General features: G+C 36.9%; 22 protein-coding genes. 10 read left to right on the top strand and 12 right to left on the bottom strand.

What is annotated here, in order from left to right; all coding sequences use genetic code 11:
* Window positions 1-25: 25 nt before the first annotated feature.
* Genes folB through thrA form a run of 4 tightly spaced genes read right to left on the bottom strand, consistent with a single transcriptional unit; the run spans window position 26 to window position 5102 of the window.
* A complete protein-coding gene (gene folB, locus BUE84_RS19360) occupies window positions 26-394 on the bottom strand; it encodes a dihydroneopterin aldolase (RefSeq protein ID WP_079243111.1) in 369 nt (122 codons plus the stop codon).
* Window positions 395-398: 4 nt separating this feature from the next.
* On the bottom strand, window positions 399-1703 hold the full coding sequence (gene thrC, locus BUE84_RS19355) for a threonine synthase (RefSeq protein ID WP_079243110.1): 1305 nt from the start codon (window positions 1701-1703) through the stop codon (window positions 399-401).
* A 15-nt stretch (window positions 1704-1718) separates the two neighbouring features.
* The gene (locus BUE84_RS19350; protein WP_079243109.1) at window positions 1719-2645 is read right to left on the bottom strand and encodes a homoserine kinase; all 927 of its coding nucleotides are present in this window, start codon (window positions 2643-2645) and stop codon (window positions 1719-1721) included.
* 9 nt (window positions 2646-2654) lie between these two features.
* Window positions 2655-5102 (bottom strand): bifunctional aspartate kinase/homoserine dehydrogenase I, encoded by a 2448-nt coding sequence (gene thrA / locus BUE84_RS19345; protein WP_079243108.1) that lies wholly within the window; start codon window positions 5100-5102, stop codon window positions 2655-2657.
* Window positions 5103-5437: 335 nt separating this feature from the next.
* On the opposite strand from thrA, the gene BUE84_RS19340 reads away from it, so the two are divergent.
* Genes BUE84_RS19340 through BUE84_RS24245 form a run of 5 tightly spaced genes read left to right on the top strand, consistent with a single transcriptional unit; the run spans window position 5438 to window position 6554 of the window.
* Window positions 5438-5632: a bacteriocin-like protein gene (locus BUE84_RS19340; protein ID WP_079243107.1), complete on the top strand. Its 195-nt coding sequence runs from the start codon at window positions 5438-5440 to the stop codon at window positions 5630-5632.
* A 49-nt stretch (window positions 5633-5681) separates the two neighbouring features.
* The gene (locus BUE84_RS24490; protein ID WP_156106417.1) at window positions 5682-5852 is read left to right on the top strand and encodes a bacteriocin-like protein; all 171 of its coding nucleotides are present in this window, start codon (window positions 5682-5684) and stop codon (window positions 5850-5852) included.
* A 49-nt stretch (window positions 5853-5901) separates the two neighbouring features.
* A complete protein-coding gene (locus BUE84_RS19335; protein ID WP_145953302.1) occupies window positions 5902-6099 on the top strand; it encodes a hypothetical protein in 198 nt (65 codons plus the stop codon).
* A gap of 29 nt (window positions 6100-6128) precedes the next feature.
* Entirely contained in the window at window positions 6129-6332 is a 204-nt protein-coding gene (locus BUE84_RS19330; RefSeq protein WP_079243105.1) for a bacteriocin-like protein, read from the top strand.
* A gap of 12 nt (window positions 6333-6344) precedes the next feature.
* Window positions 6345-6554 (top strand): hypothetical protein, encoded by a 210-nt coding sequence (locus tag BUE84_RS24245; protein WP_145953301.1) that lies wholly within the window; start codon window positions 6345-6347, stop codon window positions 6552-6554.
* 40 nt (window positions 6555-6594) lie between these two features.
* Here the strand turns inward: BUE84_RS24245 and nadA are convergent, their stop codons facing one another.
* From nadA to BUE84_RS19315, 3 genes are all read right to left on the bottom strand, one after another.
* The gene (nadA, locus tag BUE84_RS19325) at window positions 6595-7614 is read right to left on the bottom strand and encodes a quinolinate synthase NadA (RefSeq protein WP_079243104.1); all 1020 of its coding nucleotides are present in this window, start codon (window positions 7612-7614) and stop codon (window positions 6595-6597) included.
* A 109-nt stretch (window positions 7615-7723) separates the two neighbouring features.
* A complete protein-coding gene (gmk, locus tag BUE84_RS19320) occupies window positions 7724-8290 on the bottom strand; it encodes a guanylate kinase (RefSeq protein ID WP_079243103.1) in 567 nt (188 codons plus the stop codon).
* A gap of 79 nt (window positions 8291-8369) precedes the next feature.
* Complete coding sequence (locus BUE84_RS19315; protein WP_079243102.1) at window positions 8370-9227, bottom strand: YicC family protein; 858 nt, start codon at window positions 9225-9227, stop codon at window positions 8370-8372.
* Window positions 9228-9412: 185 nt separating this feature from the next.
* Here BUE84_RS19315 and miaA point away from each other — a divergent pair, with 185 nt between their 5' ends.
* Window positions 9413-10333 (top strand): tRNA (adenosine(37)-N6)-dimethylallyltransferase MiaA, encoded by a 921-nt coding sequence (miaA, locus tag BUE84_RS19310; RefSeq protein ID WP_079243101.1) that lies wholly within the window; start codon window positions 9413-9415, stop codon window positions 10331-10333.
* A gap of 275 nt (window positions 10334-10608) precedes the next feature.
* Here the strand turns inward: miaA and BUE84_RS19305 are convergent, their stop codons facing one another.
* The 4 genes from BUE84_RS19305 to BUE84_RS19290 all read right to left on the bottom strand — a co-directional run bounded on the left by BUE84_RS19305 (window position 10609) and on the right by BUE84_RS19290 (window position 17537).
* On the bottom strand, window positions 10609-12021 hold the full coding sequence (locus BUE84_RS19305) for an efflux transporter outer membrane subunit (RefSeq protein ID WP_079243100.1): 1413 nt from the start codon (window positions 12019-12021) through the stop codon (window positions 10609-10611).
* Window positions 12022-12191: 170 nt separating this feature from the next.
* Window positions 12192-15374 carry an efflux RND transporter permease subunit gene (locus BUE84_RS19300; protein ID WP_079243099.1) on the bottom strand — a complete coding sequence of 1061 codons (3183 nt, stop codon included), beginning with the start codon at window positions 15372-15374 and terminating at the stop codon, window positions 12192-12194.
* A gap of 40 nt (window positions 15375-15414) precedes the next feature.
* Window positions 15415-16575, bottom strand: a complete 1161-nt coding sequence (locus BUE84_RS19295; protein WP_079243098.1) for an efflux RND transporter periplasmic adaptor subunit — start codon at window positions 16573-16575, stop codon at window positions 15415-15417.
* Window positions 16576-16940: 365 nt separating this feature from the next.
* Complete coding sequence (locus BUE84_RS19290) at window positions 16941-17537, bottom strand: TetR/AcrR family transcriptional regulator (protein ID WP_034694942.1); 597 nt, start codon at window positions 17535-17537, stop codon at window positions 16941-16943.
* A 319-nt stretch (window positions 17538-17856) separates the two neighbouring features.
* Between BUE84_RS19290 and BUE84_RS19285 the strand changes: the two genes are divergently transcribed.
* On the top strand, window positions 17857-18411 hold the full coding sequence (locus BUE84_RS19285) for a thioredoxin family protein (RefSeq protein ID WP_034694944.1): 555 nt from the start codon (window positions 17857-17859) through the stop codon (window positions 18409-18411).
* A 283-nt stretch (window positions 18412-18694) separates the two neighbouring features.
* Here BUE84_RS19285 and BUE84_RS19280 read toward each other — a convergent pair whose 3' ends face one another.
* A complete protein-coding gene (locus BUE84_RS19280) occupies window positions 18695-19600 on the bottom strand; it encodes an AraC family transcriptional regulator (protein ID WP_079243097.1) in 906 nt (301 codons plus the stop codon).
* 123 nt (window positions 19601-19723) lie between these two features.
* Between BUE84_RS19280 and BUE84_RS19275 the strand changes: the two genes are divergently transcribed.
* From BUE84_RS19275 to BUE84_RS19265, 3 genes are read left to right on the top strand one after another with little or no spacing between them, the layout of a single operon-like run.
* Window positions 19724-20953 carry an MFS transporter gene (locus BUE84_RS19275; RefSeq protein WP_079243096.1) on the top strand — a complete coding sequence of 410 codons (1230 nt, stop codon included), beginning with the start codon at window positions 19724-19726 and terminating at the stop codon, window positions 20951-20953.
* A gap of 2 nt (window positions 20954-20955) precedes the next feature.
* Complete coding sequence (locus tag BUE84_RS19270; RefSeq protein ID WP_079243095.1) at window positions 20956-22437, top strand: trehalase family glycosidase; 1482 nt, start codon at window positions 20956-20958, stop codon at window positions 22435-22437.
* A 23-nt stretch (window positions 22438-22460) separates the two neighbouring features.
* The gene (locus tag BUE84_RS19265) at window positions 22461-24902 is read left to right on the top strand and encodes a TonB-dependent receptor (RefSeq protein ID WP_079243094.1); all 2442 of its coding nucleotides are present in this window, start codon (window positions 22461-22463) and stop codon (window positions 24900-24902) included.
* The last annotated feature ends 49 nt before the right edge of the window (window positions 24903-24951 follow it).

Here is a 24951-nt window from a genome sequence, read left to right as displayed (position 1 = left end):
TTTTAATGAAACGAAAATAAGAATTTTAATTTTCCGGTTTAAAACTCTTTTCCAACTCAATACTCGCTCCTTTCATTTCTCCCTGCATAGGTGGAGCTGTTTTGGTGATTTTTAATTTAATATAATCGACCTGTGGAAAGCTGTCATGAATTTTTGTGATGATTCTTCCCGCTACATGTTCCAGTAATTTGGATTTTATTTTCATTTCACAGTGAAGGATATTGTTGATATCTGCATAACTTATAGTGTCATGCAAATCGTCGGATGTGGCTGCTTTCCACAGATCGGTATGAAGTTCTGCATTCAGAATATAATAGGTACCGATGGTATTTTCTTCAGGAAGTACACCATGGTACGCATATATTCTTACATCTTCAAGATATATTTTGCTCATTGCATCAGATTTTATGAAGCAAAAATCGTCTTAATTCTTCAAAATCTGAATTTATTTCTACAGTTTTTTTCTCCTTTTCCATAAGTTCCTTCAATGATTCCGGAATTTCAATTTGGGTATGAATCGCTTTTTCCACAGCATCAGGGAATTTTACCGGATGAGCAGTACCCAGGATAAATCCTTTTTGATTGGGATTTTCTTGCAGATATTTTTCCATTGAAGCAAAGGCTACGGCACTGTGAGGTTCCAGAATATATCCGTATTTTTCATAAACTTCTGTGATGGTACTCATGGTTTGGTCATCATTAATGGAATATGCCGATATTTTATATTTTAAAGCTTCAAACTGATGCCCAAAAAGCTCCAGAACTCGTACAAAATTACTAGGATCTCCTACATCCATTGCATTGGATAGAGTAGCAATCGCTTTTTGTGGTTGGTAGTTCTGAGTTGTAAAATAATCCGGAACTACATGATTGGCATTACAGGCTGCAATAAAATGACTGGCAGGTAATCCTCTGAAATGAGCCAGAAGTCCGGCACAGATATTTCCGAAATTACCACTTGGTACACAGATTACAGGATGTTCTTTATGCTGCTGAATCCATTGTTTTAATGCAATTAAATAATAAATCTGCTGGGGAAGCCATCTTGCAACGTTGATAGAATTAGCAGAAGTCAAAAATAACTGATTGTTGATTTCTTCATCTGAAAAAGCCTGCTTGACAAGATTCTGACAATCATCAAAACTGCCATTGACTTCTAGTGCCGAAATATTTTCGCCTAATGCCGTCAACTGTTTCTCCTGCACCGGACTTACCCTGTTTTTAGGATACAAAATAACTACATTAATCTGCGGAATTTTATAAAATCCATGGGCAACAGCGCCTCCGGTATCTCCGGAAGTGGCAACAAGAACAGTTACTTTTTTCTGCTGATCTTTCAGAAAATAAGACAGGCAGCGGCTCATAAATCTCGCACCAATATCTTTAAAAGCTAGAGTAGGGCCATGAAACAATTCCAGTATAGATATCTGTTCATTGATTTTTACCAAAGGAATTTCAAAGCTGACGGTTTCTGCAACAATCTCTTTTAATACTTGTGAAGGAATTTCATCGCCCACAAAATCTCTCATGCATTGATAAGCAATTTCTTCATTGGAATACTGATGAAGATTTTGAATAAATTCTTCATTCAACTGGGGAATGTTTTCAGGAAAGAACAACCCTTTTTCTTTTCCCTGACCTTTTATTGTTGCTTCTCCGAAATTAATTTTTTCCAGATGGTCTTTTAAATTATAATATTTCATTTCTGTTTTTTATGATTAAGCTTCTTCAATGATTTGAATACCAGCCGGATTTATTTTTGAAACGTATACAAAACTTTCTATTTCAATTTCCTCATATACTGATTTCATCATTTGGGCAATTTTATCTGCAGTTTCTTTTTGTTCAGAAAGCATAAAAATAGAAGGCCCAGATCCTGAAATTCCACCACCTAAAGCTCCTAATTGCAGACTTTTTTCTTTGATTTCGTTAAATTTCGGGATCAAAATACTGCGGATAGGTTCTATAATGACATCGTTGAGGCTTCTGCCAATCAACGGGAAATCATTCTTCTGAATCCCAGCTACGAGCCCGGCTATATTTCCCCATTGTTCAACAGCGCTTTTTAAAGTGATATTTTTCTTTAAAATCTGTCTGGCATCTGAGGTTTTAACTTCCACCTGTGGATGAACGGCAGTTACAAATAAATCAGGACTATTCAGAGGGATGATATCCACCGGCTTGGTAGATTTCACCAGCGTAATTCCACCATAAATGCAAGGAGCGATATTGTCTGCATGCCGTACTCCTGAAGCCAGCTCTTCTCCAAACATGGCAAAATGAACCATTTCCTCTTTGGAAAGTTTGTTTCCTAATAACACATTGGCACCAAAGGCGGCTCCGGCGGCACTTGCCGCACTGGAGCCGAGCCCGCTTCCGGGCTTTATATGTTTATGAATAATGACTTCAAAGCCGTTTTTCAGATTAAAGTATTCCTGAATTTTTAAGAGAACAATCCCGGCAACATTACTGGAAGGCTTTTCAGGAAGTCCGAAAGAGTCTGTATGTTTTATAATAATTTCTGGGGTTTCCAATAATCTGAATTCCATCTCATCATAAGGATCGTGCATAGCCATTCCTAAAATATCAAATCCGCAAACCAGATTGGCAACAGTGGCTGGTACTTTTAATTTTACTTTTTTCATAATTATATTTTAAATAGAACGGATAATATCTGCAAAAACTCCACTTGCCGTTACATCTGCGCCGGCACCGGCTCCTTTTACAACCAATGGCTGTTCTGAATATCTTAAAGTTTTAAAAATGACAATATTGTCTTTTCCATATAAGTGAAACAGATCGCTATCCGGAGCAATATGCTGTAGCCCTACTTTAGCTTTTCCGTTTTCAAATTCTGCAACATATTTTAATATTTTGCCTTCGTTTTTAGCTTTAATCAATAAGTTTTTAAAATGATCTTCATATACTGTAAGCTTTTCGTAGAAGTTTTCAACACTTCCCTGCATGCATTCTTCAGGCAGAAAACTTATGTTTTCAATTTCCTCAAACTGAAGCGGATATCCTGCCTCTCTTGCCAGAATTAAAATTTTTCTGGCTACATCTGTTCCGGACAGATCAAGTCTTGGATCCGGCTCTGTATATCCTTCCTTCTGAGCCTGAGCTACTACTTCAGAGAACGTTCTGCTGCCATCATACTCATTAAATACAAAATTCAATGTTCCACTCAATACAGCCTTAATAGATTGAATTCTGTCTCCGCTTTTGATAAGATCATTAATGGTTCCTATTACCGGAAGCCCTGCTCCTACATTGGTTTCAAAATAGAAATTACAGCTGTGATTTCTTGCGGTATTTTTTAAAGTTTTATACTTTTTGAAATCTGAAGAAGCCGCAATTTTGTTACAGGCCACGATGTTCACACTTCTTTTTAATAAGCTTTCATACACTTCAGGAATGTTAGCGCTTGCCGTTACATCAACGAAAACCGAATTTCTAAGGTTTCTGCGGATAATTTCATCAGCAAATTCTCTGGCAGAGGCTTTTTCACCATGTTGTTCCCAGTTAGCATAGCTGTCCATTGAGATTCCCTGATCTGAAAACAGCATATAACGGCTATTGGAAATCCCTGCAATTCTCAGGTTGATCAAAAAGTTTTCTTTTAAATAATCATTTTGGTTATAAATCTGCTGTATTAGTTTTGAACCTACATTTCCTGTTCCACAGATGTACAGATGGATTTGCTTTATTTCAGATTCAAAAAATTCTTCATGAAGTACGTTAACCGCTTTTTTACTATCCTTTTCTGAAATCACAATGCTGATATTTCTTTCTGAAGATCCCTGTGCAATTGCTCTTATATTAATCCCATTATTTCCGAGACATCCAAACATTTTTGCACTCACTCCACTTCTACTTTTCATATTTTCTCCTACCAAAGCCACGATGGAATGTCCTGTTTCAATTTTTACAGGATACACTCTTTTCAGGTTAATATCATCTGCAAAAGAAGTATTGATGGCATATTCGGCACGCAAAACTTCTTTTTCTTCAATAGCAATGGTGATAGAATGTTCTGAAGATCCTTGTGTAATTAGGATTACATTTATTTTTTCATGGCTTAGGCATTGAAATAATTTTGCTGAAATTCCGGGTATTCCTACCATTCCACTGCCTTCAAGAGTAAGCAGGGCAATATTGTTCATATTTGAAATTCCTACTACAATCTGCTTTTCATCTTCGGAACATCTCGGTTGATGAGAAATTAAAGTTCCTGGTGCATCCGGATCAAAAGTATTCTTGATGATCAGGTTTGTATTTTTTACCATCACAGGCTGAATGGAAGGTGGATAAAGCACTTTTGCCCCAAAATGTGATAGTTCCATCGCTTCATGATAAGAAATTTCTGAAATAGGTTTAGCATTGGAGACCAGACGCGGATCAGCGGTCATCATCCCGCTTACATCTGTCCAGATCTGAAGTTCTTCTGCATCAATAGAAGCCGCAATAATAGAAGCCGTATAATCGGAACCACCTCTTCCTAATGTGGTTGTATTGTTTTTTTCATCATGAGCAATAAACCCAGGACCTAAAAGAATACGGTTTGGGGTTTTATTCAGGAAATTGGCAATATTACTATCAGTACATTTAAAATCTACTTTTGCATGAGTGAAATTACTGTCTGTTCTGATCAGCTCTGCAGAATTCATCCATACGCAGTCTGATTTTTCTTGTTGAAGTCTTGCTGCAATAATATTTGAAGACAGAAATTCTCCGTAAGAAGCAATTTTATCTTTTATTCTTTCAGTAAGCTCACCAAGTACAGCAATCCCGCTGCAGAGCTCTTCGATATCATTGAAATGTTTTTTTACAAAACTTAACCATGAACTTTGTTCTGCAATTGGAAAAAGTTCTTTTACCAGATTGATATGTTTTTCCTCAAGGTTCTTGACAATCTGAATATAATTTTCATCTTTTACAGAAGCGTGTTCTGCGGCTTTGATCAGTTGGTCAGTAACACCGTGAAGTGCTGATACAATAACAACAACTTTGCTTTTTAAAGATTCTCTTTTTATTATTTTTTCCACCAGTAAGATATTCTGAGAATGGGCGACTGATGTTCCGCCGAATTTTAAAACTTTCATCAAGTATTTTTTTGAAGTTGGATAAATAGAATGATATACTCTTTTAAAAAAAAGAGTACGGATACCGGGAATAATATGTGAAAATCTACCCCGTTATGGGGTAATTGTTGTAATTCCGAATGTAGAAACAGAAGATATGCCTGAAATAAGTGATTTCAGGGAAGAAATATCAGATATGTTTCTTAATAAATTCATTGTAACGGAACAAATGTACAAATTATTTTGAAACCACCAAGTTTTTAACAGAATAAAATATATTTCCTTTTCATGAGATATATTTGGTGTAATTGATTAAAAATGTTACATTTATAATATTAACTAATAACGAAAGAATTATGAAAAATTTAAAGAAATTAAACCGCCAACATCTGAAATCAATGAATGGAGGAGATGTGAATAACTGTTTTGAAAATTGTCCTGCCGGACCCTACGGACCTGGTGAACCAAGATCATGTGCTGATTATTATGCATTACCAGAGTGCTGTAAAGGAAGAGTATTAGTAAGCTTTGAATGCTTCGGCCCTTACTGATTTACATGATCAATTTATTGTTATTACAGAATACTAAAATTATTACAATATGAAAACAATCAAGAAATTATCAAGAGAAGATCAGAAAAATATCAAGGGTGGTTTCACTGATATTCAGATTGAAGCATGTGGAGGTGAGCAATTTGTCTGTTTCCGCGGAGGTGGAAAATGGGGCTGCTGGCTAAAACCGGGTGGTACTTGTTATGCGCCTATGTTATAATAAGATAAGATGTAATTATTTCAATAAACCTTAATCAAACTCAATGACCATGAGAAATTCAAAAAAACTAAACAGAGAAAGCTTAAGGGCTATCATTGGTGGAACAGGAGACAGCTGTGCCGTAGATCTTGACTGTGGACCGAAAGGTTGTGCGATATGTACAGATCTCAAAGGACGTAAAGTTTGTCTTTACTTTTTCCCTTATGATCCATCAGTTCCGGGAAGCTGCCCAATTCTAGAAGCTTAGTAAAAAATCAAAAATTAATTAAAATAACTATGAAAAATTTAAAGAAATTAAATAGAAAAGAACTTCAGACAGTACAGGGAGCAGGTCCAGCCACATGTACAGGATGTCCTAAAAATACTACTTATGGAAATAATCCTGGTGATGCTCCTTGTGAGGCTTTTCATATGCTTCCCGATCGTTGTAAAATGTGCGTGATTGTTGATATGTCATGTGTAGATGGAGGAGTGTCTTAAAATTTTAAAAGTATGAAAACAATTAAAAGATTGAGCAGAAGAGATTTGGAGCAGGTGAATGGATCAGCTATTTCCAGATGCGACGGTTGTCCTACCCATCTGGTTTTTGGACCAGGCTCTTCCAGTGATCCTTCGTGCGAGGTATATTGGACATTGTCCGAGAATTGCAGAATGTGCGTTGTTGTGAGCGCAGATTGTTTTGTTGCAATCACTGCTGACTAAAAATAAAAATAAAAAAGCACTGTGAAAACAGTGCTTTTATTTATTTTATACTTTTAGAAAGATCAAGCATGGCTTCAATAGGTTTCAATGCTTTTAATCTTAATTCTTCGTCGATAAGAATTTCAGGAAGCTCATATTTCATACATAAATACAGCTTTTCCATTGTATTACGTTTCATATAGAAACATTCTGAACAGTTACAGCTTTCATCAAAAACCAATGCCGGAATCAGTTCCTTATGAGGAGCACGTTTTCTCATTTCGTGAAGAATTCCTTCTTCTGTAGCGATGATGAATTTTTGACAGTCATCTTTTTCTACATAGTTCAACAGGGCAGAAGTGGAACCGATGAAATGAGCCAGTTTTAATACTGCTTCTTCACTTTCAGGGTGTGCAATCAGTTTTGCATCCGGATTATCTGCCAATTGCTGGGCAATTCTTTCCATTGAAAATGCTTCGTGTACTACACAGCTTCCATCCCAAAGGATCATATCACGACCTGTTTTTTTTGATAAATATCTTCCAAGGTTTTTATCCGGTGCAAAAATAATTGGTCTGTCTTTCGGAAGTGCTTCAATTACTGTTTCAGCATTGGAGCTTGTAACGATGATATCACTTTCTGCTTTCGTTTCTGCGTTACAGTTGATGTAAGTGGCAATTAAAGCATTAGGGTACTGTTCACGCATTTTTCTTAATCCCTCTCCGGAACAACCGTCTGCCAGAGAGCATCCGGCCATGGTATCAGGAAGAACTACTTTTTTAGTTGGGTTCAGGATTTTAGCGGCTTCTGCCATGAAATGTACTCCGCAGAATACGATCATATCAGCATTCGTATCTTTTGCTTGTCTTGCAAGCTGTAAAGAATCCCCCAGGAAATCAGCAATATCCTGAATTTCTCCAGGCTGGTAATAATGGGCAAGAATAACAGCGTTTTTTTCCTCTTTAAGCTTAAGAATGGCTTTCACCAGTTCTTCTCCCTGAGGAATAGCAATATCTTTTATATCCAGAAATCCTCTGACAGGAATTGCAGATTTAGCTTTTTCTAATGTTTCGGTACTCATATCAACCTCAATTTTTTTCTTTATAGAAGTTAGAGATTAGACATTAGAAGTCAGTATACAATGAGGATGATTTTCCTGGATTAAAAAACTAACTTCTAATTTCTAACTTCTAGTTTCTTTCTATAAAACTTTTTATTAAACTTTCTATTTCTTTTTTAGCTGCATCAAGATCTTCATTAATTACGATCTTGTCAAACTCGCTAGCGTAGGTCATTTCTTCTTCTGCCTTTGCTACACGGGTTTTTATGGTTTCTGCATCATCTGTATTTCTGGAGATCAATCTTCGTTCCAATTCTTCAATGGAAGGCGGTTCTATAAAAATAGACAGTGCCTTTTCACCAAAATATTTTTTTAACGAAATTCCTCCTTTTACATCTACATCAAAAATAACTACTTTTCCCTGATTCCAGATTTTTTCTACTTCAGATTTTAAAGTACCGTAATATTTGTCAGTATATACTTCTTCATACTCTACAAAAGCATCTTCAGAAATTTTCTGTCTGAACTCATCCGGTGTCAGAAAATGATAATCTACCGCATGAATTTCACTTCCTCTCGGTTGTCTCGTTGTACATGAGATTGAAAATTCCAGCTCAGGAAATGTTTCCAGTGAATGCTTTACCAATGTAGTTTTTCCGCTCCCTGATGGTGCTGAAAATATAATTACTTTATCCATTTTTTTTAATTTCGGACTATGGGTTTCGAGCTACGGATTTCTTTCTTAAAAATTATAACCACGCATCTCGTACCTGCCATTACAATACGTTTAACGTTTGCTCTTTTATTTTTTCAAGGTCATCTTTCATCATCACAACTAGTTTCTGGATATCTGCGTGATTGGCTTTAGACCCTAATGTATTGATTTCTCTTCCGATTTCCTGAGAAATGAAGCCCAGTTTTTTTCCATTAAAAGATTCATTGTCCATTACTTCTTTATAGTATTTCAAGTGCTGGCCAAGTCTTACTTTTTCTTCAGAAATATCAAGTTTTTCAGTAAAATAAGCCATTTCCTGATAGAAACGTGTTTCATCAACGTTTTCAAATTCTTTCAAAGATTTCTGATAACGCTCTTTCACGCTGACAATTCTTTCTTCTTCAAAAGGAATTACTTCACCAAGATATTTGTCAATATTCTGAATATTTCTGTTTAATTCTTCGTGTAAAATACTACCTTCAGTTCTTCTGAATTCTTCGAATCTGTCTACAGCATTATTGACAATCTTAGCCAAAGCTTCCCATTCACCTTCCGTCAATTCGTCAGGTCTGGATGTGATGGCATCAGGAAGTCTTACCGCCATTTTAAGGTATTCGAAATTGGGACCGTCAGAAGCTATGTTTTTAAGTTCATTGATATAAGAGTCAATTAAGTTTTTATTAATTTTTACATCATTGGACTCTTCAAGATTCTCAATATTAACGTAGCAGTCTACTTTTCCACGGATAATTCTATCATTAAGAATTTTTCTGATCTCAAATTCTTTTTCTTTATAACGTAAAGGAATTTTGATATTCAAATCAAAGCTCTTGCTGTTCAGAGATTTAATATCTATTGTAATCTTTTTTCCTTCAAAAACATCTTCGGCTCTACCGAATCCGGTCATTGATAAAATCATAGTTTTTTATTGTTCTACAAAGATAAACATTTAAGTCTATAGTTGGGCTAATGTTGAATGGCTGGAAGATGGAGGTAGGAAGCGGGAAGGTTGTTGCAAATATAAATGAGATCTAATTTTAACTTCCAGTCTCAGGCTTCCATCTTCCAGCAAATTAAATGAGCTCATTTTCGTAAATTAGCGCTGTGAAAAAGAAAAATTTAATTTCTGTTGTAGGACCCACCGGAATTGGGAAAACGAGATTGGCAATTGATTTGGCTCAGTATTTCAATACGGAGATTATTTCATGTGATTCCCGCCAGTTTTTTAAAGAAATGAAAATAGGAACAGCGGCACCTTCTGAAGAAGAACTGGCGGGTGCACCTCATCATTTTATCGGAAATCTTTCGGTGGAAGAATATTATTCTATCGGGCAGTACGAAGAAGATGCGCTTCAAAAACTTAATGAACTTTTTACCACTCATGACACCGTTATCCTTGTCGGTGGAAGTATGATGTATGAAAAAGCAGTAATAGAAGGCTTACATGATCTTCCGGAAGCGAACGCTGAAAACCAGGAGAAACTTCAGACTATTATGGAGCAGGAGGGGATAGAAAAGCTTCAGGATATTTTAAAAGAACTGGATCCGGAATATTTCAATGTGGTAGATATTCACAATCACCGCAGGCTGTTGAGAGCAATCGATATTATCTGGCAAACGGATAAAAAATATTCTGACCATATTTCGGTTTCCCAAAATGGAAGGGATTTTAATGTAATCAGAATCGGAATAGAAGCTCCAAGGGAAGAACTGTATGACAGAATCAACCGTAGGGTGGATATTATGATGGAAAAAGGTTTACTGGATGAGGTAAAAGGTCTTGAAAAATTCAAAGAACTGACGGCTTTAAATACGGTAGGATATGCTGAACTTTTCAAATATTTTGATGGAGAGTGGGATCTTGATTTTGCGGTTTCAGAAATTAAAAAGAACAGCCGCAGATATGCAAAACGTCAGCTGACGTGGTACAGAAAGGCGGATGATATTCATTATTTACCGCTCGGGTATTCTCAAAATGATTATAAAGAGCTGCTAAAATGGATTGCTGAGCAGTTTCAGAAATAATACGTTTACACCATTAAGAAGCTTTAAAAGTTTTAAAAATAGAGATTCCTACGGAATGACATGGCGTATGAATAAGCTAATACAGTTTGTCATTGACTGCGTCGAATCTTGGATTTCTGACGAAGGAAGAATCTCATTACGACTAATAGATTCTTCACTCCACTGCGTTCCTTTCAGAATGACAGTGCAGATAAAAATTAATAATTGTCTTTTAATATGTAAATAAAAAATGCGGTCCAAAAAGAACCGCACCTTAACAAATATAATTTAATTTACTACTTCCAACCGCCGCCTAGCGCTCTGTATAGATCTACAATGCTGCTTAATCTCTGTCTTTTAATGGAAGCCAGATTCAACTCTGCCTGTAGGGAATTTCCCTGTGCTGTAATCACTTCCAGGTAATTGGCTGAACCTCCTTTGTAAAGAAGTTGTGCACTTTTAATTCCGTCTTTCAATGTGGTAGACTGCTCGGTAGCTTTCTGTTCCTGAACTTTTAAGTTTTCATTGGAAACCAAAGCATCTGAAATTTCACCTACTGCATTCAGTACCGATTGGCGGAATGCCAGAACATTTTTCTCCCTTTGAATTTTTGCTACTTCCAGATCTGTTTTCAATTGTCTTTTCTGGAAAATAGGCTGGGTAATTCCTCCTAAAACTGATCCGAATAACGATGCCGGAATCTGGAACCAGTTATCAAATTTGAATGAATTTACTCCTCCGTTGGCTGTAATTTTCAATGCCGGATACATATTGGCCTGAGCAATTCCTACCATCGCATTGGATTCTAGTAAAACCAATTCCTGCTGACGTACATCCGGTCTGCGGCTCACCATAGCTGCCGGAAGTCCCGCGGAAATATTCTGAGGTAAAGAAGTATCAGACATTTCAATGGTTCTGTTTACTTTATTAGGCAGTTCACCTGTCAGAATACTCAGTGCATTTTCCTGAATAGCGATATTCTGTTCCAGCTGAGCAATCAGAAGTTCTGTTGCCTGTTTCTGTGCTGCAGCCTGCTGTACTCCTAAAGAAGTATTATCACCACTTTCCCACATTTTTTGTGTAATCATTAGGGTATTGCTGCTCAGTTCCAGATTGGATTTTGCAATAGCCAATTGTCTGTCAAGCATTAACAGGTTATAATATCCCTGTGCAATAGCTGCCACTACCTGAGTCTGAACTGCTTTTGAACCTTCATAGGTCTGAAGATATTGCATTCTTGAAACTTCCTGCTGGTTTTTGATTTTTCCCCAGATATCTGCTTCCCATGAAAGGTTGAAGGCTGCATTATAATCTTCAACATGGCTTGAACCTAAAAATAAATTTAAGCTTTGTCCGTTCATGCTGTTTTTAGAAGGTCTTGAAATCTGCCCGCTTACTCCGAAACCAACATCCGGATATTGCATATATTTTGCCTGTTTCAGTTTTTCCTGTGAAGCAGCTACCTGTTTCAGGGCAATCTGAAGGTCATAATTATTTTTAATTCCTTTTTCAATCAGTTCCTGTAAAATAGGATCGCTGAAAAACTGTTTCCACTCCAGGTTGGCTATACTGGCAGTGTCTGCAGTGGCGGTGTACTGAAATTTTTCCGGAAGAGGAAGCTCAGGCTCCGTGTATGCCAGTTTAGACACACACGAAACAGAGCCGATGGCCAGCACAAATGTTAGAATAATATTTTTTACTCGTTTCATAGTTTTTAAACTTTTAATTGAATACAAAACTTAGAGAGGTTTCTGTTGAGGCAAAAATTGTCTTTAGTAGGAGAAAATAATTAGCTTTTTTAAACCATTAAGATCAGGCAGGTAAATAGGTAAACCTATGATCTTAAAATTTTCTCTAAGTTTTTGTAATTCATTTTTTATTAGTGTGTAGCAGCTAAAAGTTCTTCTTCCATTTGTTTTTTCAGAAGTCTTTTCTTTTTTCTGCTTGGCATTTTTTCATGAAGGTACTGGAACACTACATACATTACCGGAATGATAAAGATCCCGAAAATTACTCCTGTAAGCATTCCTCCTACAGTACTATAACCGATAGAGTGATTTCCTTTTGAAGAAGCACCTTGCGTCCATACCAGCGGAAGCATTCCCACGATGAAGGCGAAAGAGGTCATTAAGATCGGTCTTAGACGTAATCTTGATGCCTGAAGTGCAGATTCAATTAATGTTTTCCCTGCTTTTCTTCTCTGTACAGCAAATTCCACAATCAGGATGGCATTTTTTGCCAATAGTCCTACCAGCATGATCAATCCTACCTGAACGTAAATATTGTTATCAATTCCAGCTAATCCTGTGAAAGCAAATACTCCGAAAATCCCTGTAGGAATCGTAAGAATAATAGCAAACGGAAGAATATAACTTTCATATTGTGCTGCCAGTAAGAAGTAAACAAACAGAATACTTAAGAAGAAAATAAAGGCAGTCTGTCCGCTTGTTTTAATTTCCTCACGGGTAATTCCTGTCCATTCATATCCATATCCTCTTGGAAGTGATTGCTGAGCCACTTCTTCTACCGCTTTAATGGCATCTCCGGTACTGTAACCAGGTTTTGGAGTTCCGTTGATTGTTACGGCATTGAAAAGGTTATTTCTTGTTACCGTTTCAGGACCGAAAGATCTTTTTAACGTAACCAGTGTTTTTGCCGGCACCATTTCTCCGGATTTATTTTTTACATAAATTCCTTCTAATGAATTAACATCTGTACGGTAAGGAATATCGGCCTGAGCCATTACTCTGTAATATTTTCCAAATCTGTTGAAATCCGATACAAAGCTACTTCCGAAATAAATCTGCATGGTCTGCATCAGTTCTGTTACAGAAACACCCAGCTGGTTGGCTTTATCCGTATCCACATCAATAGTATACTGAGGGTTTCCTGCCGCATAGGTTGTAAAGGCAAAAGCAATTTCAGGTCTTTTCATCAATTCACCAATGAACTGTTGAGTAGTTGTTCCCAATTGTTCGAAAGAACCGTTCGTTTTATCCTGAAGCATGAATTCAAATCCGGAAACGTTACCGAAACCTTGTACAGTAGGGAAGTTGAAGAAAAATGCATTGGCATCTTTTACCTGGCTTACCTTACCTGTCAATGTTGCTGCAATCTGATCAGGATCTTTCATTTCACCACGCTTGTCATAATCTTTAAGTTTAATGAAACCTGCAGAATATGGAGAAGCGTTGGCGTTACTGATGAAGTTCATCCCATCTGCTACCCAAAGGTGGTTGGTTGCTTTTTCCCCGTTGATGATTTTATCAATTTGTGCTGTCGCTCTGTGTGTTCTTTCTAATGAACTTCCTGGAGGAGTATTCACGGCATACAATACGAATCCCTGGTCTTCAGTAGGAATAAATCCTGATGGTGCTTTTTTGATCAAAAATACACTTGCTGCTGTAATGACAACAAGACCTCCTATCGCAACCCATTTATTTTTAATTAAAAATTTAAGGCTGTAGATATATTTTCTGGTCATGCTGTTGAAGCTGGCATTAAAAGCATTGAAGAATCTTGCTCCAAAACCTTTTTTATGACCATGTTCACCGTGTTCTCCCTGAGGATCATTTAAGAACATCGCACATAATGCAGGACTCAATGTTAATGCATTCACTGCTGAGATTAAGATGGCAATCGCTAATGTGAAAGCAAACTGTCTGTAGAAAACTCCTGCAGGTCCCTGCATGAAACCAACCGGAATAAACACGGCACACATTACCAATGTAATGGAAATAATGGCACCTGAAATTTCACTCATCGAATGCATCGTAGCATGCTCTACAGGCATTCCGGTTTGTTCCATTTTGGAATGGACGGCTTCTACCACTACAATGGCGTCATCTACTACAATACCAATGGCGAGTACCAATGCAAATAAGGTAAGCATGTTGATACTGAAACCAAATAACTGCAGAAAGAAGAAGGTTCCGATAATCGCTACCGGTACGGCAATAGCCGGAATTAATGTAGATCTGAAATCCTGAAGGAAGATAAATACTACAATAAATACCAAGACGAAAGCAATAACAAGCGTTTCTACAACCTGATGAATCGAAGCATCCAAAAAGTCTTTGGAATTATACATGATAATGGGTTTCACTCCTTTTGGAAGGGTAGTTTCCATTACTTTCACCTGCTGTTCAATTTCGGTTAGGATCTCATTGGCATTGGAACCTGCGGTTTGTAAGATGGCAAATCCGGCAACCGGTTTTCCGTCTACTCTGTTGGTCGCAGTATATGTATAAGAACCAAACTCTACTCGTGCAACATCTTTCAATCTTAGGAAAGATCCATCACTATTTGCTTTGATGGCGATATTTTCATAATCTTCATCTTTGTTCAGCTTTCCTTTATATTTAAGGATATATTCGTAAGTTTCCTTACTTCCCTGTCCCAAACGACCTGGAGCCGCTTCAAGGTTGTGATCTTTAATGGCTCCTAACACTTCCTGCGGAGAAAGATTATTAGCTGCCAGACGATCCGGTTTTAGCCAGATTCTCATGGAATAATCCCTTGTACCGAATACCTGAGCCTGTGCTACACCCGGAATACGCTGTATCTGTGGAATAACATTAATTTTCAGGTAATTCTGAAGGAATAATTCATCATATTGTTTTTCATCTTCACTGGTTAATCCCATGAACATGATCATACTATTCTGAACCTTCTGGGTTGAAATCCCGGCCTGTACTACTTCCTGAGGCAGCTGGCTCATCGCTTTCGATACACGGTTCTGTACGTTTACTGCTGCATTATCAGCATCAGCACCCTGTTTGAAGAAAACACTCAGGGTCATAGTACCGTCGTTACTGGAGTTGGAAGTCATATAGGTCATATTCTCAACCCCGTTCACTGCTTCCTCAATAGGAGTAGCCACTGAACGTGCTACCACCTCAGCATTAGCTCCAGGATAGAAGGCCGTTACCTGAACGCTTGGTGGAGCGATATCCGGGAAGAGGGCAATCGGTAAATTAAAGAGAGACAAAGCTCCCAATAATAAGAGTATTATGGAGATGACCGTTGAAAGGACCGGTCTTTCTATAAATTGTTTTAACATAAGAAGTTTATTTTTTTAAGTCTTCTGTATTCGGAAAGGACTATAATGGTTTTGCTTTTAATAAGCTGTCCGAAGAAATGTTTTTCGGCTTAACAGAAGCGCCGTCTTTCAGGTTTCCAATTCCTGTGAATACAATTTTTTCTCCAGGCGAAAGCCCTTCAGAAATAAAATAATAGCTATCCGTTTTTCCTGATATTTTGATCGGTCTTCCGGTTACCTTCTGGTCTTTACCCATTACATAAACATAGGTTTTATCCTGAATTTCGAAGGTTGATTCCTGTGGAATAACCACCGCATTAGAAATCAGCTGAGGCATACGTACTCTTCCTGTATTTCCTGTTCTTAAAGTTCCGTTGGCATTAGGGAAAACGGCACGTACACTGATCGCTCCGGTAGTTTTATCAAACTGTCCGTCTACAATACTTAATCTTCCTTTTTCAGGGTAAGTACTGTTGTCGGCAATCACAAGATCTACCATCGGCATATTTTTCAGTTTTTCTTCAAGACTTGCTCCAGGATACTTATTCTGGAAAGCAATGAAGTCAAGTTCACTTAAAGAGAAATAGGCGTAGATTTCGCTGATATCAGATAATAAAGTCAATGGATTTACATCTGTTCTTGAAATCAGACTTCCTTTTTTATAAGGAATTCTTCCGATATAACCGCTTACAGGAGCAGTAATGGTTGTAAATCCTACGTTGATTCTGGCGCTTCCTACAGAGGCTCTCGCTTGTGCAGCAGCTGCTACAGCCGCTTCATAATTGGCTTTTGCAGTTTTAAGCTGTACATCAGAAACTACTTTGGCAGCAACCAGTGGCTGAAGTCTGTCTACTTCCACTCTTGCTTTTTGGATATTGGCATTGGCAGCCTGAAGATTAGCCTGAGCCATATTCATTTGTTCGCCGTAACTTCTTGAATCTATTTTAAATAATGGTTGTCCTGCTCTTACATAAGCGCCTTCTTCCACATAGATTCTATCCAGGTAACCATCTACCTGAGATCTGATTTCTACGTTGTTTTTCCCTTCCAAAGCAGTTGGGAATTCCTGATATGTAGTAGCGGGTGAGGTGATAACGGTATAAACCGGAAGTTCTGGAGCTGGAGGTGCGGCATTGGTTCCTTCTGCGGCTTTTGTGCAGCTCTGTAAAAGAATTATACTTGCAATAAGTACAATAAACCTTGTTTTTCCAGGTAATTTCATTGTTGGTTTAATTTTTTTAATGAAGTGTTAGAGATAAGTAAAGTGTTTTTATAAATGCTGTATTTTTTCCTAACAGTGTTAATAATTAGTTCAAAAAAAATTACAGAATTTTTAATGTCCGATAAAGTCGATTGTTTCCATAATTGAAAATTTTTTTTAATGTATTTAAGTGTATAATGTTGGTGTAAGGTGTGTTAATTTTACTAACAGTGTTAATTTATAAGCAAAAAATGACTAATTTTAACAACTGAAAACTATGAATGGTTTCATAAAATGTTTGAGTTTTTAATCAGGAATAACAGAATCATTTATATTAATTCAGTGTTAAGTTTCCTAACGGTGTTAATTTTTAATTCAAAAAAAAATTACAAAGACTTAATAAAAGCCGAAACAGTTTCGTCCAATGTAGTCTTATTCATTGTTGAAGGGATATCAGCTGTTCGCATCATCATAATAGAGATCATACCGTGTACGGCAGAAAACAGAGCATGAGACATATGGCAGGCATTGTCCGGATTAGATCCGTTTTTCTTGATAATCTCATAAGTACATTCATAGATAAGCTCCTGAAATGATGAGAATTCCTTTTTCATCTGACCTTTTCCGCAACACTGCATTCCAAGACCAAACATAAGCTGGTAATATTCCTTGTTTTTAAAAGCAAAGTTCCAGTATGCATCCACAATGGCAACAAGCTGCTCTTCCGGAGTATCGTGTTTCTGCTGAGCTTTTAATAATTCTATATGTAACTTGTGGAAGCCATCTAAAGAAATTTCAAATAGGATAGCTTCTTTATTTTCAAAATAATCATATACAACAGGTGCACTATACTCAATAGCATCAGCTATCTTACGCATAGAAAGCGAACCCCAGCCTTCAGTTTTAGCCAACGTAAAAGCAGCCTGCAATATATTTGCACGGATGGATTCTTTTTCTCGTTGACGGCGTTCATGTAGACCCATGATATTTATTTACTAACAGCGTTAGCAAAACTACAAACTTTTTGATATAAGTTCCAAAGGATATTATGAGTTTTATAGATTTGCGGACTATTTAAAAATATTATATCAAAGGTTGGAAGCTGGAAGAATGGGGGCTGGAAGTTATTTCAGTAGTAAATAAATTAAATAATAGAATTTGACTATAACTATTTTTGAGACCCGAAAATCTTCTTTTCTTCAACTTCCTGCTTCGGTACCCTACAAAAATAAAATGTCTGTTTAAGAACTCAGTTCAATTAATAAAAGAAATAATTATCTTTGCCACTAAAGAAATAAGGATATGAATACTCCCTCAAATATGCTGGCATTAGGAACAAAAGCTCCGTTTTTTGAACTTCCTAACCCGTCAAAAACGAATGAACTTCAGTCTTTGGATGAACTGAAAGGAGAAAAAGGTACTTTGGTGATCTTTATGTGTAACCACTGTCCGTTTGTTCTTCATGTGATTGACAAGATCAATGAATTATACGAAGATTACAACGAGCGTGGAATTGAATTCATCGCCATCAATGCGAATGATATCGAAAAATATCCGGCAGATTCTCCCGAAAAAATGATTGAATTCCAGATTGAAAGAAGATTTGATTTCCCTTATCTGTTTGACGAAAGCCAGGCAGTAGCAAAAGCTTATGATGCCGCTTGTACACCGGATTTTTATTTCTTTGATGATAAGCTTGATCTTGTATACAGAGGTCAGATGGATGATTCAAGACCTGGAAATAATAAAGATGTAACAGGTGAGGACCTGATTATTGCTTTTGAAAATCTTTTGGCTGGGGAAGCTCAGGAAGAAATTCAAAGACCTAGTATGGGATGCAATATTAAATGGAAATAATTACTGGTTGCTGGTTGCTGGTTGCTGGTTGTTTAGTTACTGGTTTTTACTCATTATAATACAAGCTGCTCTTTTTGGAGTGGCTTTTTTGTTGATTGCAACATATACTTGCAGCTTATCCACACCCTTTGTCACTCTGTAGGAGTCTCTGCACAGCTTATTTTGTTTTATTGTAAACCATTGTAAAATTTGAAGAGAGTCTGGATTCCTATGGAATGACAAATACGAGATATAGTCTATCCAAAGCCTTGTCACTCCGTAGGAGTCTCAGTATATTTTTTTATTAAAAACTTACCTTAGCTTTAGTCTCATTTTCAACCTTCAAATCTACATTGACTTTATTGTGAGAATAATTCTTTATAAATTCCGAAGGCGTTTTCCCGGTATATTTTTTAAACATCCTGTTAAAATACGTCACATTATTAAAACCACATTGATAGCTGCATTCTGAAATAGATCTGTCCTGAGCCATCAGCAAGCATGCTTTATTGATTCTGTATCGGTTCACAAATTCTGTAAACGTAATCTGGGTGGCTTTTTTAAAGAAATTACAGAAAGCTGGTAAAGTCAGGTTAGCTAGTTTTGCTACTTCTTCAATATCAATTTCCTTGTCGTAATGATGTTCTACATAGGTGAAAATATTCTCAAGACGGGTTTTATTTTTAGAAATAATGGTATAGGGCATAATTTCCTTGTTTAAAAGATCATAATCCTCACATTTCGAAAGTTCAAAAAGAATCTCAAGTAAAAGTAAATATCTTTTATAACCTTCAGATTCAAGCATCATTTTCAGCTTTGGAAGCATTATTTTTTTTACTTTATGATGAAAATGGATTCCATATTTTGAAAGCTCCAACAGGTTTTTGATGGATCTGGCTTCTACTTCCTGCTGGGGAAACTGAAGAATTTCTTCCTTGAACTGAAGTACAATTTCCTCATGTGGATCAATAGAATTCAGTCCAAATCCGGAGTGGGGAATATTGGATCCGATTAAGACCAGATCCCCATTCGTATAATTACTTTTATGGTAGCCTACATGGCGGGTTCCGTTCCCGGAAATGACACATACCAGCTCAATTTCGGGATGATAATGATACTCCCATTTAAATTCTGAAATAGGGGAATTATTATGAATGGTACGGAATGAGCTCTTCTCATTAGGGATGACCCTTTCAAAAGTAACTTTCATCTAATTAATCATATTTATTCATTAAAAATACTAAATATATTAATATAGTTCAAATATTGATTTACTGTGTTAAATTATCGTTAACAGAAATGCTTCTATCTTAGCCGACAAGAAATAACCTGAATGAAAAATATTAACATCAAGGCCGTTTTATTTTTAAACTATTTTGTCTTCGCCATTCTTCTGAATTCTGTAGGAACAGTTATTCTACAGGTACAGCAGAATTTTGGGATTTCAAAATCTTCGGCCAGTGTTTTGGAAGGTTTCAAAGATCTTCCCATCGCCATATGTTCTTTCATTCTGGCTTCCTTCCTTCCTAAAATAGGAATCAAAAAATCAATGCTGACTGCCTTACTCCTGGTAAGCTGTATGTGTTTTGTAATGCCATTTACCAATGATTTCTGGGTATTTAAATTATTATTTGCTACGGTAGGAGTTTCCTTTGCACTGATCAAAATATCAGTTTTTACTTCTATTGGATTAGTAACGGAAACAGATAAAGAACATTCCAGTTTCATGGGATTTCTGGAAGGTTTTTTTATGATTGGCGTATTGGCGGGAAATGTATTATTCAGTTTATATATTGATGATCACAATCCGAAATCTACCGAATGGCTGAATGTATATTGGGTGCTGGGAGGACTTTCAAGTTTATCTTTTTTATTCCTGTTCTTTTCAAAACTCAATGAGCAGGAAGCTAAAAGTGAGAAAACAGATCTTTTGGGAGATTTAAAAAACAGTGTAAGCTTATTCAGTTATAAAAAAGTGTTGTGCTTTTTATTATGTGCTTTCCTTTTTGTATTGGTAGAGCAGAGTTTTCAGACATGGACTCCTACTTTTTATAAAGAGATTTTAAAAGTACCTACCTCTATGAGTATTCAGGCAGGAGCGGTGTTAGCAGGAGCTTTTGCTTTAGGAAGATTTTTATCGGGATTCTTCTCAAAAAAATTCAGCTGGATCTATGTGGTTTCTTTTTGTGTGGTGGGCTTTGCCATTAGTTTACTGCTGGTTTTACCATTAACCCATAATATTCATATTGATACGAATACAAATTGGATGAATGCCCCATTGGTCGTGTATTTATTTCCTTTGATGGGCGGTTTGCTGGCGCCGATTTATCCAAGTATTAATTCTGTAATTCTGGCATCAATTCCTAAATATCTACACAGCGCGATGTCAGGGTTGATTGTCGTTTTCTCAGCAATCGGAGGAACTATAGGTTCTATCATTACCGGTTTTGTGTTTCAGGAGTTTAGCGGACAGCAGGCATTTTACCTTTCCCTGATTCCGCTTTCATTATTGATCACTTCCGCGGTTTTCATGAATAAATTAAAAATTAATCCTAAAAAATAACAATGAGTAATCAGCTTTACATAAACGAAATTCTAAGTCTGTTTGATGAGGTACAGAAATCTGAAATTTTTGAAGATCAGAAAATGATGACGGATGCAGTTCCTCTGTTTCCCATTTCAAAGATTAATGAGGATTATGAAAAATCAAAAAATACAGAAGGTTTTAACCTGAAAGATTTTGTGATGACTCATTTTGACTTTTTAGGAGCAAGAGTTTCTGTACACAGACAAAAACAGCTTCCCATTGGGGAACATATTGAAAAACTATGGGACGAATTGACCCGCACAGCCTATGAAGAAAAAGGAACACTTTTAAAATTACCAAAACCTTACATCGTTCCTGGAGGGCGTTTTAATGAGTTTTTCTATTGGGACAGCTATTTTATTATGCTTGGGTTAAAAGCTTCCGGCAGAGTAGAAATGATGAAGAACATTATTGAGAACTGTTCTTATCTGATTCAAAACGTAGGATTTGTTCCGAATGCCAGCAGAACTCATTTCCTGAGCAGATCGCAGCCTCCCTATTTTTCATTAATGCTGGATCTTCTTTTTGAAACCACGAATGACGAAGGAATTTATACAGAATACCATGACACTTTGGAAAAAGAATATGCTTTCTGGATGAATGGTGAAGAATGGCTTGAAAACAATTCCAGTGTAAAAAGAGTAGTGAGAACTGCAGACGGAGATATTCTGAACCGTTATTACGATGCAGAAAATGCACCTCGCCCTGAAAGTTACCTGATCGATATTGAAGATCATGAGAAAACTTCATGCGATGAATTTTACAGAAATATAAGAAGTGCTTGTGAATCGGGTTGGGATTTTTCCAGCAGATGGTTTGCAGACGGAGAAAATATACAGACGATAGAAACGCTGAACCTTGCACAGGTTGATCTGAACTGTCTTTTATGGCATTTGGAAACGACGTTGGCGAAATCATCAGCGCTTCACAATCTGAGTGAAAAAGAAAATTATTTTTCAGAAAGAGCAGCAAGCCGAAGACAGATGATCAATAAATATTTCTGGGATGGAAATACTAACAATTATAAAGATTATCACACTAAAAAAAACACAAAAACACCGTCTGAACATATTGCTGCTCTTTACCCTTTATTCCTGGGAATTGCAGACCATACACAAGCTGAAGCGGTTGCTAAAGCGGTTGCTGAAAAATTTCTTTATAAAGGCGGGCTTGTCACCACAACCAAAAACTCAGGACAGCAATGGGATCTTCCCAATGCATGGGCTCCTTATCAATGGCTGGGCTTTAAAGCAATGAAAAATTACGGCTTTGATGAGCTGGCAGAAAAAATTAAAAATAACTGGTGTTCCAATGTAGAAAGGGTCTACAAAAATACCGGAAAACTGATGGAAAAATACAATGCATTAGACACAGAAACAATAGCAGGCGGCGGGGAATACCCTAATCAGGACGGATTCGGTTGGACCAATGGAGTGTATTTACAATTACAACAAAACTGAAACTAACAATAAAAAATAAGGCTATGAAAAAAAAATCGATCTTTTTAATCGCCGCAACAGCTACGTTATATTTTAATAATGCTTATGCTCAGGAAACACCGCAGGATTCTGCAAAAGTTTCCTCCATCGATCAAATTGTCATTACAGGAAACTCAAGTCCAAAGAAAAAAATAGAATCCAGTACAGCAATTTCCACATTTAGTTCCAAGGAAATCCAAAAACAGAATCCAATCAGTGCAGCTGCTTTATTGCAGAGAGTTCCCGGATTTGCGGTGGAAACTTCAGGAGGAGAAGTAGGAAATAATCTTTTTGCAAGAGGAATTCCTTCTGCAGGAGCCTATGAATTTGTACAGGTACAGGAAGACGGTCTTCCGGTTTTTGAAGACGGAGCGCTTCAGTTTGCCAATGCAGACAATTTTTTCCGTGTAGATAATTCTGTCAACCGCATGGAAGCTTTGAGAGGAGGATCCGGATCTATTTTTGCAACCAATTCTCCCGGAGGACTGATCAATTTTATTACGAGAGAAGGAACCAATGATTTCAGAGGTACGGCAAAACTGGAAACAAGTACCTATGGATTAATGCGTACCGATGTTAACGTAGGTGGAGCATTGGTTCAGGATAAATTGTTTTTCAATGTCGGAGGTTTTTACAGAACAGATGACGGAATCAGAAAAACAGGTTTCAAAGCCAATAATGGAGGACAAATCAGAATGAATCTTAAATATGTCTTTGATAAAGGCTATGTAAAAGTGTATTACAAAAAACTGGATGACAGAAATACATTCTTCCTTCCAATTCCTTTGATCCAGAACGGAAATAAACTGAAAGGATTTCAGGGATTTGATCCTAATTATGGAACATACAGCTACAGAGCCATCAGTCAGCTGAATATTCCACAGGCCGGAGGCGGATTTTTCAACAGAAATCTTGAAGATGGAATTCATCCGAAAGTAGATGTTTTAGGAGCAGAGTTTAAATATGATCTTGGAAATAATTTCAGTGTTTTAAACAAAACCAGATATACAGATATCAATATGAATTATACAGGGATTTTCCCGGCTGGAGGTCCAAAACAGGCTTCTAAATTCGCTACTGATGCTGTGAAAGACGGCGGTCTTGGAATGAGCAATTATCAGTATTCTCTGGTAAGCAACGGAGCCATTGTCAATCCTGAGTATGTACAAAAATTAGGGTTCTGGGCGATAGACAAGCAGATGAATAACTTTGTGAATGATTTACAGTTCAATTATAAATTTGATAAAGGAAATGTTACGGCTGGTTTTTATAAATCCAATTGGAAATCTCAACAATACTGGAACTGGAGCAATGTTCTGGCGACTGCTACAGACAGACCTGAACTTTTGAATCTGGTAAACCCTTCTATGAGCCCTACAGATGATGGATATTCTAAAACCTACAACGGAGTAATAGATATGACATTTTTACAAAGAAGAACACAGACTCAGGGAAGTTTGAATGATCTTTATGTAAACTTAGATTATAACATCACTGACGCCTTAAGTGTAAATGGAGGACTTCGTTACAGTCATGATTATTATAAAGGAAATTTTGCCAATACCACCACTTCCAATTTAAATAATTCTGGGTTAACTACTGATGGAACTCACGGTTTCAACACGACTACAGCTGATGATAATATGAGTGTATTGGGAAATAAATACACCTATTGGAACTTTAATGTGGATAAAGTATCTTTTACATTAGCTGCAAATTATAAAATTAATAGAGAAAATGCGGTGTATGCACGTTTTTCCAATGGTTTCAGATCTCCGAATGAAGAAGCTTATTACAATTATTTCTCCACTCCAAACCCTGATAAACCTTTAAAATCAGTAACCACCAATCAGCTGGAAGTAGGATATAAATATTACTCGCGTACTTTTGACATAGCGGTGATTCCATTCTATTCTACCTTGAATAATCTTTCGTTTACAGATATCTTCTCTGATGGAAAATCTGAAAATACTTTTGCCAATACCCAAAACTATGGAGTTGAATTTGAAGGGTATGCCCGTTTATTCAATAATATTTTAGAAGTTGCATTCAACGGAACCGTTCAAAGCCCAAAATATAAAAACCTTGAGGCCGGAAGTGTACTTGAAGGAAATGTGGTAAGAAGAATGCCAAAGTTTTATTTTAATATCTCACCGGCGGTGAACATTACCAAGTCATGGAGAGCCTATGTAAGTATGAATTATTATGGAAAACGTTTCCAGGATGAGAAAAATGTACAGACCTTACCTTCTTTTACAGAATTTGGAGCGGGAATGTCTTATCAGTTAGGAAGAATACGTTTTGCAGTAGATGGTACCAATATCTTTAACACTATTGGTATTACAGAAGGAGATCCAAGAGCCGGATCACCTAATGGAGACGGAATCATTATGGCAAGACCTATTATGGGAGCAGCTGCCAGAGCATCAATCACACTGGATTTCTAAATTCTATTTCTTTATAAAAACAAAACCGTCAGAATTTCTGACGGTTTTG

The organism is Chryseobacterium indologenes, assembly GCF_002025665.1.
GTDB lineage: Bacteria > Bacteroidota > Bacteroidia > Flavobacteriales > Weeksellaceae > Chryseobacterium > Chryseobacterium metallicongregator.
This window is presented reverse-complemented; position numbering and strand designations above follow the sequence as displayed.